The following is a 12,811-nucleotide window of genomic DNA, read 5'->3' as shown; positions in this document are numbered from 1 at the left end:
CTACACTTGATTATAACATATATTTTCTTAATTTAAAATTATTAATAATACATCAAAATAAACCCTATAAACTATTTTTATTAATCAAAATATCAAAATTTGCCAAACTATTCTTGTTATTGTATAATTACACAAAAGGAGTTGTATTATGCGAAATTTTATAAAAGATAAAATTAATTTATCAATACTTATATTTTATTTTATATTCTCTCTATCAAGTTTAATATTGATAGCCTTAGCTGAATATAATAACAATATCACACCAACTTTATTTTTAAAACAACTACTGTTTTACATTTTAGGATTTTTTATTATTTATTTTTTACAAAAAATTCCGATTGATTATATAGAACGATTAACACTACCATTTTATTTATTTTCTTTAATTTTACTGGTTGGAATATTTTTAGTTCCTAATAACCTTGCCCCCATCGTTAATGGTGCTCGCAGTTGGTATAATCTTAAAATATTCACCTTACAACCATCCGAATTTGCAAAGGTTGCTACAGTTGCAATGATTAGTTTTCTTATTAAAGAAAATAGTTTTAAAGAAAATAGCGATAAAATCAAACTATTAAAAATATTATTAATTATCGCACTTCCTTTTGTTTTAGTTTTAAAAGAAAATGATTTAGGAAACGGTTTATTTTTTATATTTTTATTCTTAGGATTGGTCTTTTTGGTTAGCACACATAGAAAAACTTTACTAAATATTTACTCAGTTGTTCTTGCTGCCCTTGGTATCATTATTTTAGCTGCACTTTATTTCCCGCGACTACTTTCTTTAGTTGGTCTAAAACCTTATCAACTAAATAGAATATTATCGTGGTTAAATCCTGAAGGCTATAGACAAGACTATTCTTATCAAATAACTCAAGTTATAAGCGAAATTAATCGTGGCGGTGTTACCGGTACATTTGCTAAAAATAAAAACTATATTGACGAACAATTTAACGATTTTATTTTTTCTATCGTTGCTAAAAACTTTGGATATATCGGTGCATCATTATTTCTTATATTGTTCTTTATTTTTATACTGAGATTATTTAGTATTGTAAAAAAATGCGAACAAGGAAATTACAGTTACTATTTTATTCTTTTAGCAATTTGTAGTTTCTGCTTTTCATTTTTTATAAATATCTTTTCTACCTTGAGTATTATTCCTGTTATTGGAATTAGTATGCCGTTTATAAGTTATGGCGGTAGTTCTCTCATCGCAAATACACTTCTCTTCGGCATTATTGTAAAAATAAACGCCACCATTTATGAGGAATATTTAGAAGATGAATATTCTGCAGAACAAAAAGATGAATATAATCATCCATACTATGAATAATGGCTGCATAATAAGTATAGAGTATAATAAAACATCTCTATAACTTATTATGCAGCCAAAAAAAATAGAACTAAAAGTTCTATTCTCATTACGTCCCAGAAGGGATTCGAACCCCTGACCGACGGCTTAGAAGGCCGTTGCTCTATCCTGCTGAGCTACTGAGACAACTCACTTCTTTCAAATCACTATAATAGTATATCAATAATACAATATTATGTCAATACCTTTTTGAAAAATTTGAAGGAGAACAACTCCTTCAAATTTCACTATCGTCTTAAACCTAAAGATTTAATTAACTCACGATATCTTTGAATATCTTTTTTAATTAAATAGTCTAACAAGTGACGACGACGGAAAACTTTTTTTAGTAATCCACGGCGACCGGCATGATCTTTTTTATGAGTATTCAAATGCTCGGTTAAAGCATCAATTTCTGCTGTTAATACCGCAATTTGCACTTCCGGAGAACCGGTATCTGATTCATGAGTACGGTATTTAGCAATAATTTCTTGTTTTCTTTCTTGACTAATTGCTGCCATTCTTTATTCCTCCATATATTATTTTTTTCCTTAATCCTAGTAAAGAACCTGGAGTGTTTCCATACCACGACTAAGGCACATTGATTATTCTACATTATTTTTATACTTATTTCAAGTAAAAAATAATAATTTTACAATTTTTTTTAAAATCTATATTTCTTTTTGTTCACAAACCATTTTATCTTTTTGTAATTGTTTTTTTAAATGATTAAAACTTTCAAATTTTTTTTCTTTTCTTAAAAAATCGTAGAAATAAACCTCTATCATTTCTCCATAAATTTCAGCATCAAAATCTAAAATATGAGTTTCTATAAATTTTTTATCTTTTACTTCCGACACCGTCGGGTTATAACCAATATTGGTAATTGATTTATATATTTTATCCCTTACTTTCGTTTTTGTAATATAAACACCATTAGTTTTTGGAAGTAAATACGAAGATTTCATTTTTAAATTTGCTGTCGGAAAATTTATAGTTCTTCCTAGTTGACGTCCCTTCACCACTACTCCGGATATTGAGTAATATCTACCGGTAAAATCATAATATCCGGTAAAATTTGCACTTTCCACAAATTCTCTCAATGCTGTTGTTGATATTTTTCTATCTCCAATCATCTCTTCTTCTAAAATATTTACCTCTATATCACTATAGTCAGCTATTAACTTCGGCGTTCCTACCCCTTTATACCCAAACTTATAATCATAACCACAAAATATTTTCTCCACGTTTAATTGTTTTAATACTTTATCAATATAACTTTCTGCACTCAATGTTTGTAGTTGCTTATTAAAACTTAAATAATATACTTCTTGTACTCCAAGCGTTTCAAATATTTTTGATTTTTTCTCAAGTGGGGTTAAACATTCAACACTTGTATGACCGAAATACTCCTTAGGACTTTTATCAAGTGTTATTACTATCGGAATTATATCTGTTTCTTTCAACATCTCCGCTATTATTTTTTTATGTGCTTTATGAACACCATCAAAAAAACCTAACGCTGCCGCTCTTCTTTTATTGTCTTTTTTTATTTGACCCAAATTAGAAATATTAAAAATTTCCATAATTTACCTTTCTTAACTACTCTATTATCTTTGGAAATATCGTTTTTACCGATAACAATTCATCTTCGCTATTTTTTAAATAATACACCGCTATCGCTTCTTTGTTATAAGTAAACACCACAGGTGTTGAAAAATCATAATCGGGGAATTGCTCTTTTCTAAAACGCAAGCCATTCATTACTTGCTTAGCACGATACATCGGAAGTTCTAAAAATTGATACTCTTCCAGTGCATATTCTTTTGGTAATAAATATTTTATTAAATTTCCCTCTTTTATTGCAAGTTCTACTTCTGATAATCTTAAACAATCAGCAACACCTATTTTCCCGCTCCGTATCCGTGTTAATTTACTCATTGTACTAGGAATATTTAATAACACGCCGATTTGTGTTGCTATCGTTCTTATATACGTTCCTTTACCACAACTAATATCAAGTGAAAAATAATATCGTCCATCTTTGTAATACTCACTACCATCTATAAAATCAATATTGAAAATACTTACCGTACGGCTTGGTATTTTTACATCAAACTTCCCGATTCGCGCATATTCATATAGTTTTTTTCCTTTAACTTTAACAGCTGAATATATAGGTGGTGTTTGCTCTATTTCCCCAACCATAGTCATAAGTATTTCCTTAATGTCCGCTATATTTACACCGGTTACCTTCTGCTCTTTTACAATTTCACCGGTTAAATCTTCCGTCGTTGTTTGTACTCCTAAACAAATTTCTGCACGATAACTTTTACCTAAATTCATAGCATAATCACTAACCTTAGTTGCTCCTCCTAGTAGTAATAAAAGAACTCCATCCACTTCAGGATCCAATGTACCGGCATGGCCTATCTTTTTCATCTGCAAAATTTTTCTTGCTTTGAAAACCACATCATGACTTGTCATCCCATGCTCCTTATAGATTGGTAAGATGCCATTGAACATTATTTATTCTCCTTTTTTTCAAGGCACTCAGGACACAAGCCGTAAATTTCAAACTTATGACCGTCAATTCTATATCCTTCTAACTCAGGAACTTTTAAATCTGCACAAACATTAATATGAATTGTCTTCGCCTTACCACAATTTAAACAGATATGATGATGGTGATGATGATCAACATTTAAACAACCTATCTTGAAATATTTTTCACCTTTTATTTCTGTTGCTTCTAAAATACCTAACTCTTCATACGTACTTAAATTTCTATAAATAGTATCAAAACTTAACCCGGGGTATTCTTTTCCTACTGTTTCGGAAACATATCTTGCATTAATATACCTATCTTCACTAACGAACAATTCAACCATAGCCCTACGCTTATCGGTATATTTATACCCTTTTTCTTTTAAATACTTCATTATTTCATCAACTTTTTCTTCTACCGTACTCATAGTCCTTCTCCTCTATATTTCTTTTTTAAAATCTATATCGAATATACCACGACGCAACATATCAATTTCATATTTATACGGAGCAAACTCCTTATTTTCACCATACCATGGAGTTTCTAAAATTTTTGGAATATGCTCAAATTCACTAAGATGAACAATCCGATTAATCGCATCAAACCCAATCCCACCATATCCTATATTCTCATGCCTATCTTTATGAGCTCCTAAAGAATTTTTGCTATCATTAATGTGTAATACTTGGATACGCCCAAGCCCTACTATCTTATCAAATTGTGTTAAAACCTCATCAAGATTATTTACTATATCATACCCGCCTTCAAAAACATGACAAGTATCAAATGTAACAGTCAATTTATCATTTAACACCACACCGTCAATAATTTGAGCAATTTCTTCAAAACTTCGTCCACACTCACTACCTTTACCAGCCATTACCTCAAGCGAAATATTTGGTATCATATCTTTAGTAAGTACCTCGTTTAATCCCTTAATGATACTTTTAATACCCTTATCTACACCAGCTTTTACGTGAGAACCGGGGTGCAAAACAATATTCTTTGCCCCAATTTTTTCAGTACGCTCAATCTCCAGACGTAAAAATTCTACCGCAAGTTTATAAATTTCCGGTTTTATTGTATTTCCCAAATTAATAATATACGGCGCATGAACAACAATATCACTAATATTATATTCTTTCATCAAGTCTTTCGCCTCAGCAATACGAAGTTCTTCTATAGGTTTTCTTTTTGTATTTTGCGGTGCACCTGTATAAATCATAAATGTATCACTACCGTAACTTGCAGCTTCTTTTACAGAACCAAGCATCATTTCTTTACCCGACATTGATACGTGTGATCCTATTTTTAAACTATTCATCAATTACCTCTATTTGTCCTATTCATTCTTTTCGCAAATTTTCTGCGTTCTTTTTGTTTTAATTTATCCATCTTATATTTATATTTTTTCTTATAACCCGGTTTTACTTTCTTTGATACTTTTACTTTTGATTTTAATTTTTCTGTTAAATTATGATCAGCTACTATTTTCTTTCTACTCTGACGTTTGTTTCTATCTTTTACTTCAATAAATTGTCCATTTTTAATATCTACATGATTAAATTTTATACCACGATTTTCTAATATTTGTAATTTTTCTTCATCCTTGCTGTTATAAATCGTAATACATTCTCCACTCAAGCCTGCACGACCTGTTCTACCTGCTCTATGAATAAAAAAATCCAAATCATTAGGAATATTAAAATTGATAACATGACTAATTCCTTCGATATCAATGCCTCGACTCATTAAATCACTAGCAACTACATAGGTAAAATCTAAATTATTAATCCTGCGTTGCATTTGCTTTCTCTCACGTGGTGTCAAATCACCATGCAACACACCAACATTAAGTCCCTGTTTAATTAAATAATTACTAATTTCCTCTACTTCCGTTTTTTTATTGGCAAAAATCAAAGCTAAATATGGATTAAGCACTGTTGTTATTTCATACAATTTTTCCAAACGTGTAGAACTTTTTTCCGGTATTAGTATATAGTCTATTTTCCCAAATTTTGCATTATCCACATCAATATGTTGGGCATTGTTTAAATATTTTTTTAAAAAATAACTCATTTGTGTTGGTATAGTTGCAGAAAAAACTAGAAATTGACAATTTGTTGCTGCACGTTTAGATAATTTGTCTATATCTTCCATAAAACCTAAATCAATCATCATGTCACATTCATCAATAACCAACGTTTCTACTTCTTTTATCGATAAAGCATTGGCTCTATCCAATTCTAAAACACGTGTAGGTGTTCCAATAATAATATGTGGTGCATTCGATACACGCTCTATATCACGATTTAAATCTTGTCCACCGATACACAAAGTAATTTTTATTTCTTTTTCACTAAATGTTGCAATATGCACCGCCATTTCGTATAACTGACGTGATAACTCACGTGTTGGCGCCAAGATAATACCCTGCGTTTTCTTCCTATCTAAATCTAGCTTACTAAAAATCGGCAATAAAAATGAATGACTTTTTCCACTACCTGTTTGTGATCTCGCCACAATATTTTTTTCTTTTAACACCGGAGAAAATACTCGCTCCTGAATTTTTGTCGGATTTTTAAATCCCAAATCAATTATCGCCTTATTTACAAAGTCTTTAAATCCATATTGTTCAAATGATTTTGATAACATTATATCTCCTTTATACTATCAACACTTACTGTTCATTCAATATTATTATATATAAATAACTATTTTATTTATAATAAACCATTTTTTATTATACTATAAATGCTTATTTTTAGCCATTAAAATTATTTTTTATTAATGTTATATTAAAAATATATTTATTATATATTATACTTTGATACAATAATTTATCTTTTTTTATAAACATTATAATAGGAAATTACACTGAATTTTTTTTATAATTTAGTTTTCAAAATAATTTTAAAATTAATAAGAAAAAACTAAGTAACGTAGTGTTGCTTAGTTTTTTTCATGTTATGTATTTAACACAGAGCCATCAAAATATCTCTTTTTTAAATTATTTTATTATTTCTATTCCTGAACTTGTTCCTAATCTTTCCGCTCCAAGTTCTATATATTTTTCCGCAGTTTGTTTATCTTTTACTCCACCGCTTGCTTTTACCTTAGCTTTATTACCGACAACATCTTTCATAAGTTTAACATCTTCAAATGTTGCACCGCCGGTGCCAAAACCTGTTGAAGTTTTCACGAAATCAGCTTTAGCATCTAATGATAATTCACACGCTTTTATTTTTTCTTCATTTGATAAATAACAAGTTTCAATGATTACTTTTAAAATATTTTCTCCTATGGCATCTTTTATTTGTTTGATCTCGTTTTTTACATAATCATATTTACCATCTTTTAATTTTGCTACATTAATCACCATATCAATTTCTGATGCTCCTTGCTCAATTGCATCTTTAGCTTCAAAAACTTTTGCTTTTGTTGACATCGCCCCTAGAGGAAAACCTACCACAGCCGCTACTTTCACATCACTACCTTGTAATATTTTTTTTGCATCATTAACATAACAACCATTAACACAAACACTATAAAGTTTATGTTTTTTTGCTTCTTCACAAAGTTTTTTTATGTCATTCTCACTTGCTGTTGCTTTTAAAATCGTGTGATCTATGTATTTATTTAATTCCATATATATACCTCTCTATTCTATTATTTCTAATATATTATTAATTTTTTTTGGTTTTTCTTTTTTTATTATATAAGATTTTAATACCATATTTTTACTACTTAAAATATTTTCATTATTATTGTAATAAATTTTAGCAAGAATTTCTCCTTCTCTCACAAAATCTCCTACTTTTTTGTTTAATTTTATACCGACAGCATGATTTATAATATCATCTTTTGTTGCACGTCCCGCTCCAATTACCATAGCCGCTTTTCCTATTTCTTCAGCTTTTATCTTAGAAACATAACCTTCTTTGTCCGAAGTAACTATCAAAGTTTCATTTGGTGTAGGGAGTAATGAATAGTTATTTACTATCTCTCCATTTCCTCCGCTCAATTGTATAAATTCTTTCAATGCCTTTAGAGCTTTCCCGCTTTCAATCACTTTATCAATTTTTTTAGAGGCTTCATCAAAAGTTTTTACCTCCCCTTTGTATTTTAAAGCAAGGTAAACTATCTCGTAAACAATTTCTTTAAGATCTGTCGCCCAATTTCCTTTTAATGCTTCTATCCCCTCTATTATCTCGTTAGCATTACCAATATTAAACCCTAATGGTTCATCCATATTTGTAAGAACCGCCATTGTTTTTCTGCCTACAGCATTCCCGATTTCAACCATTCTTCGTGATAATTCTCGAGCCTCTTCTATCGTTTTCATAAAAGCACCATCTCCTACCTTAACATCTAAAATTATAAGATTGGATTGAATAGCTAATTTTTTACTCATAATACTACTGGCTATAAGCGGTATACTATCTACCGTTGCAGTCACATCACGTAATGCGTATATCTTTTTATCCAAGGGAACTATTTTATCGCTATAACCCATTAACCCTATACCCGTTTTACCAGCAATATCCATTAATTCTTCTTTTGTTGTACTAAATTCAAAATTTTTTATTGATTCAAATTTATCAATAGTTCCACCTGTATGCCCTAACCCTTTTCCGGATAATTTTGTGGTAGCCATCCCCAAGGCTGATAAAATGGGGCCTAAAACAACAGTTACCTTATCCCCGACACCACCGGTAGAATGTTTATCTACCAAATATGAATTAAGGTTATCAAAAAAAATTGTATCTCCGGAATCTCTCATTGTAATAGTAAAATGAGCAAGTTCATCAGTTGTCATATTATTAAAATAAACCGCCATTAAAAATGAACTCATTTGATAATCAGGAACTGTTCCATCCAGGTACCCATGTAACAATGTTTCAATTTCAGATTTAGACAATTCATGATTTTTCTTCTTTTTATCAATAATGTCAACAATACGCATAAAATTCTCCTTTTTATTTAATAGTCTTTACAATAAAAATTCTTCAAATTATACTTCTCTTTTTCTATGTAAATATTATCTGATATTTCAATAATTTGCAATGATTTTCTTTCTTTTAATATTAGTGATAGTTCTAAATAACTTTTTTTGCTGTATATTAACTTATCACGTATATTATAGACTTTATACCCCAATAATATTAAAGTATAAGATTTAAATTTGAATTTTAATGTCGTTAGTAAGAAAAACACTATCGCAAGAATTATTAACTTTATATTTATATTCATTTTATCATGAATAATTAAAAAAGTTAATATGATACTAAGAATTAAATAAATATAATCAATTTTTTTTACAGAAATTATCTCCTTTTGAGAACAGACAAAAACGTTTGTCGGCTCTTCCAATCCTTGTTTTATAATACCAATAAAACATAATATTAATAAAATTATTATCAAAACTACATTTTCAATATCTTGTTTAATAAATGAATAAATAAGTAAAAAAATATAAAGAGGTATAAATGAACAGATACAATAACTTAAATAGTTATAAACTCTTTTCATAGATTATACCTCCTGATACTTAGCGTTTACTCTTAGGTTTAGACAAAATTTCCGAGAAAATTATATCATTTATAATTTTTTCTTTATCAATAATGCTTGAATTTGATAAAATTTCTTTTTCTTTATCAACTACAACTCTATTTTGTCTTTGAATAGTTCTATTATAATTCATACTATCCTTTTCATCAATAGTAATCCCGCTTTTTATTAAATTTTTTTTATTTTGTCTTTGCTCTTTAACTTTACTTTTTGAGACTTCTTTAAATTTGGTTTTCTTATTTTCTTTTTTTAAATTACTAATAATTAGACCAACCACAAATATTACAATAGAAATAATAATAGAATTCATAACTAAACTCTTTTCCTTATATTTTTCCTATTCAAATATTCTTTTGCTATAAGTCCTCTTACTATATTTTCTTTAGACAAGACCAGCTTTTTAGAATATACTTCTTTGGATAACCAATCATTATTTATCGGTTCAGATAAAATATTTTTAGTTCCGTGATGTTTTTCATTATAATATTCTTCATATTTATTTAAAGTTCTCTGTTGTTGTAAAGTTTTTCCTTTTATAGAAGCAAATTCTTTTTTAGGTTCTCTGTTTGTATTAGGTAAATTCTGCTCATTCAGTGATTTTTGAGCATCATATTCACTTCTAATCTTTTTAATCTCTTCCATTGTTCTTAGAGCAAATTCTCTAGCTTTATCAAGCTCAATCTGGCTAGCATTATTTAAACGTTTTTTATATTTATTACTATCTGATAAAATTACAGTAGCAAAAATAATTAATATAACAATAAATATTATAGGTACAGCGAAGAGTACAAATGTCATGCTATTACCCCCTCTGTTTCTTTATTATTTATTTCCTTGTTGTATCTGGTTGTGACATTCGTTTTATTGAATCTCTCATTCCGGTGTCAGCCTCCAGATTTTTATAATTCATATAATCCATAACCCCAAGATTACCTTCTTGGAATGCTTTTGCCATTGCAAGCGGTAATTCCGCCTCTGCTTCAACTACTTTAGCACGCATTTCTTGAATTCTTGCTTTCATTTCTTGTTCAGCCGCTACCGCCATAGCACGACGTTGTTCTGCTTTTGCTTGAGCAATGTTCTTATCTGCAATCGCTTGTTCTGTTTGAAGATTCGCACCTATATTTTGACCAATATCAACATCAAGAATATCAATCGATAAGATTTCGAATGCAGTCCCTGCATCAAGACCCTTATTAAGAATTGTTTTAGAAATTCTATCCGGATTTTCTAAAACAACAGTATGTGACTCGGAAGAACCAATGGTAGAAACTATACCCTCACCTACACGAGCAATAACCGTTTCCTCTCCTGCTCCCCCTACTAAACGTTCTATATTGGCACGAACGGTAATTCTAGCTTTTGCTTTTACCTCAATACCGTTAATCGCAACACCTGCAATATATGGTGTTTCAATAACCTTAGGATTAACACTCATTTGAACGGCTTGGAGTACATCACGACCTGCAAGGTCAATCGCAGCACAACGTTCAAACGTTAAACTAACGATGTTGGCACGATGAGCAGCTATAAGAGCATTAATTACCCTATCAACATTCCCCCCTGCTAAGTAGTGACTTTCCAATTGATTAATAGTCACATCAAGCCCGGCTTTATGTGCTTTAATCATAGGATTGATAACGCGACTTGGAATAACACGTCTTAGACGCATTCCCACCAGTGTAAAAATTCCAACTTTTACACCGGCTGCTATAGCACTAATCCACAATCCCAACGGGAAAAATGTAAAAAATATTGATAATACAATAAGTACTACAACTAAAATTATACCTGTAAAAATTAATTCCGGCATATTACGACCTCCTTTATATTATAAAATTATTTTTTTCTCACTACGATACGCATACCTTCAACATGCGTAACTTCAATAATATCACCTTTTTTAATAAAATCTCCATCGGTAACTACATCAAACTTTTCATCATTCAATATAGCTGTTCCGGCGGGTCTTAAGTCAGTATATGCTACTAAACTTTTTCCAAGTAATTCATCTCTGTTTTCCATAGCTACATAACCGTCTTTTGTTGTAATAGCATCTTTTAATACTAACGCATTTAAAAATACTAACTTTTTGTTTAATATGTGCCTATTAAATAAATACAAACCAATAAATAATATTATCGCTATAACAATAATAAATGTAACGCTATAAGTAGCGTTGTTGATATAAATTATCGCACTTATCAAAGTTATAATTCCTATCGTACCTATTATTCCGCCCGGAATAAACATTTCTAAAACAACAAGAGCTATTCCGCTTAAAAACATCACCAAAACAAATATACTTATATCTGTATTATATGAATGTAAAGCTATATAAATCGCCAAACTAAGAACTGATATTATTCCATAAAGATTAAATTTCTTTAAAAATAATTGTTGGCAAAATGTAAGTGACATTAATATTAAAAGGACCCAATCAAGATACAAATACATATTTTCCATTTTGATTACCTCAGCTTATTATATTCTTTTTCTAAATAATCTAATAGTGCTTTTCTTGAAAAAATATTTCCATGCCCCGGTATAGCAAACTCAAAATTTAAACCTTGAATTTTGTCAATGTAATTTCTTAATTTTTCTTTATTATAGCTCATAGGTTTTGTGTAGTAATTTTTGGCATGACTGTCACCTAAAAATAAAACTTTTTCACCAGGAACATAAACAATAAAAGCATCATTAGAATGAGAATTATCACTATATAAACAAGTGATTTTATCATTTCCGGTATTAATAATAATATCGCCGGATTTTGGAATATCAGGTATCCTTATTTTTACTTGACAATTTTCATATACTTTTTCAAAAACATCTGCACTATATCTTATTTCTACTCCGCTTTCTACCCTTTTTTCAATGCTGTCAATATCCCAACTAAGTTTTGATAACTCTACAAGGGCTTCTTTAGCCTTAGTTGTTGCTATAACCGGTATATCCAAATAACTTGCACCGAAACTATGATCCCAATGATGATGAGTTAATATTACATAACTTGGCATCGGTAAATTTTCTCTTTTTAAATCATTTAAAAATTCTTTCACCTGCTTTGGACCGTTTCCTGCATCTATCATTACGGAAAAGTTATCACCTCTCACGTAACCAAGTGCAGGCTCTAAATACATATACCTTTGTTTCGAGTAATATATTCTATCTGAAAATTTTATTAACATACCTGTTTACTTCCTTGAAATGATAACCTCATTATAGCATAATTTGTTTTTCTAGTAAACATTTTCAAATTTACATAAATTATATCAATCTAACGTATTACCTATTTAAATAAATTTTACACTTAAAATCCTAATAATATTATAAAC

The 12,811-nt window shown here is 29.6% G+C and carries 15 protein-coding genes and 1 tRNA gene; 1 reads left to right on the top strand and 15 read right to left on the bottom strand.

The window, feature by feature from the left end; all coding sequences use genetic code 11:
• Positions 1-148: 148 nt before the first annotated feature.
• On the top strand, positions 149-1,336 hold the full coding sequence (locus HMPREF1983_RS04820; protein ID WP_021753172.1) for an FtsW/RodA/SpoVE family cell cycle protein: 1,188 nt from the start codon (positions 149-151) through the stop codon (positions 1,334-1,336).
• 91 nt (positions 1,337-1,427) lie between these two features.
• Here the strand turns inward: HMPREF1983_RS04820 and HMPREF1983_RS04815 are convergent.
• The 15 genes from HMPREF1983_RS04815 to HMPREF1983_RS04745 form a co-directional block, all read right to left on the bottom strand.
• Positions 1,428-1,501: transfer RNA gene (locus HMPREF1983_RS04815), tRNA-Arg, on the bottom strand.
• A gap of 101 nt (positions 1,502-1,602) precedes the next feature.
• Positions 1,603-1,875, bottom strand: a complete 273-nt coding sequence (gene rpsO, locus HMPREF1983_RS04810; protein WP_004632287.1) for a 30S ribosomal protein S15 — start codon at positions 1,873-1,875, stop codon at positions 1,603-1,605.
• Positions 1,876-2,025: 150 nt separating this feature from the next.
• Positions 2,026-2,940: a bifunctional riboflavin kinase/FAD synthetase gene (locus HMPREF1983_RS04805; RefSeq protein ID WP_021753171.1), complete on the bottom strand. Its 915-nt coding sequence runs from the start codon at positions 2,938-2,940 to the stop codon at positions 2,026-2,028.
• Between the two features lie 16 nt (positions 2,941-2,956).
• On the bottom strand, positions 2,957-3,880 hold the full coding sequence (gene truB, locus HMPREF1983_RS04800; protein ID WP_021753170.1) for a tRNA pseudouridine(55) synthase TruB: 924 nt from the start codon (positions 3,878-3,880) through the stop codon (positions 2,957-2,959).
• Positions 3,880-4,329, bottom strand: a complete 450-nt coding sequence (locus tag HMPREF1983_RS04795; protein WP_021753169.1) for a Fur family transcriptional regulator — start codon at positions 4,327-4,329, stop codon at positions 3,880-3,882. Before HMPREF1983_RS04795 ends, truB begins: the two co-directional genes overlap by 1 nt.
• 12 nt (positions 4,330-4,341) lie before the next feature.
• Positions 4,342-5,226: a deoxyribonuclease IV gene (locus tag HMPREF1983_RS04790; RefSeq protein WP_021753168.1), complete on the bottom strand. Its 885-nt coding sequence runs from the start codon at positions 5,224-5,226 to the stop codon at positions 4,342-4,344.
• Positions 5,226-6,557 carry a DEAD/DEAH box helicase gene (locus tag HMPREF1983_RS04785; RefSeq protein ID WP_021753167.1) on the bottom strand — a complete coding sequence of 444 codons (1,332 nt, stop codon included), beginning with the start codon at positions 6,555-6,557 and terminating at the stop codon, positions 5,226-5,228. Before HMPREF1983_RS04785 ends, HMPREF1983_RS04790 begins: the two co-directional genes overlap by 1 nt.
• 355 nt (positions 6,558-6,912) lie before the next feature.
• Positions 6,913-7,551 carry a deoxyribose-phosphate aldolase gene (deoC, locus tag HMPREF1983_RS04780; protein ID WP_021753166.1) on the bottom strand — a complete coding sequence of 213 codons (639 nt, stop codon included), beginning with the start codon at positions 7,549-7,551 and terminating at the stop codon, positions 6,913-6,915.
• Positions 7,552-7,563: 12 nt separating this feature from the next.
• Positions 7,564-8,868, bottom strand: coding sequence for a thymidine phosphorylase (locus tag HMPREF1983_RS04775; RefSeq protein WP_021753165.1), 1,305 nt, complete (start codon positions 8,866-8,868; stop codon positions 7,564-7,566).
• Positions 8,869-8,885: 17 nt separating this feature from the next.
• On the bottom strand, positions 8,886-9,434 hold the full coding sequence (locus tag HMPREF1983_RS04770; protein ID WP_021753164.1) for a hypothetical protein: 549 nt from the start codon (positions 9,432-9,434) through the stop codon (positions 8,886-8,888).
• 19 nt (positions 9,435-9,453) lie between these two features.
• On the bottom strand, positions 9,454-9,783 hold the full coding sequence (locus HMPREF1983_RS04765) for a hypothetical protein (RefSeq protein WP_021753163.1): 330 nt from the start codon (positions 9,781-9,783) through the stop codon (positions 9,454-9,456).
• Positions 9,784-9,785: 2 nt separating this feature from the next.
• A complete protein-coding gene (locus HMPREF1983_RS04760; protein WP_021753162.1) occupies positions 9,786-10,271 on the bottom strand; it encodes a hypothetical protein in 486 nt (161 codons plus the stop codon).
• 28 nt (positions 10,272-10,299) lie between these two features.
• Positions 10,300-11,286 carry a flotillin-like protein FloA gene (gene floA, locus HMPREF1983_RS04755; RefSeq protein WP_021753161.1) on the bottom strand — a complete coding sequence of 329 codons (987 nt, stop codon included), beginning with the start codon at positions 11,284-11,286 and terminating at the stop codon, positions 10,300-10,302.
• A gap of 26 nt (positions 11,287-11,312) precedes the next feature.
• Positions 11,313-11,939 (bottom strand): NfeD family protein, encoded by a 627-nt coding sequence (locus tag HMPREF1983_RS04750; protein ID WP_021753160.1) that lies wholly within the window; start codon positions 11,937-11,939, stop codon positions 11,313-11,315.
• 5 nt (positions 11,940-11,944) lie between these two features.
• The gene (locus HMPREF1983_RS04745; protein WP_040461031.1) at positions 11,945-12,664 is read right to left on the bottom strand and encodes an MBL fold metallo-hydrolase; all 720 of its coding nucleotides are present in this window, start codon (positions 12,662-12,664) and stop codon (positions 11,945-11,947) included.
• Between the last annotated feature and the right edge of the window lie 147 nt (positions 12,665-12,811).

This window comes from Gemella bergeri ATCC 700627, assembly GCF_000469465.1.
GTDB classification, from domain to species: domain Bacteria; phylum Bacillota; class Bacilli; order Staphylococcales; family Gemellaceae; genus Gemella; species Gemella bergeri.
This window is presented reverse-complemented; position numbering and strand designations above follow the sequence as displayed.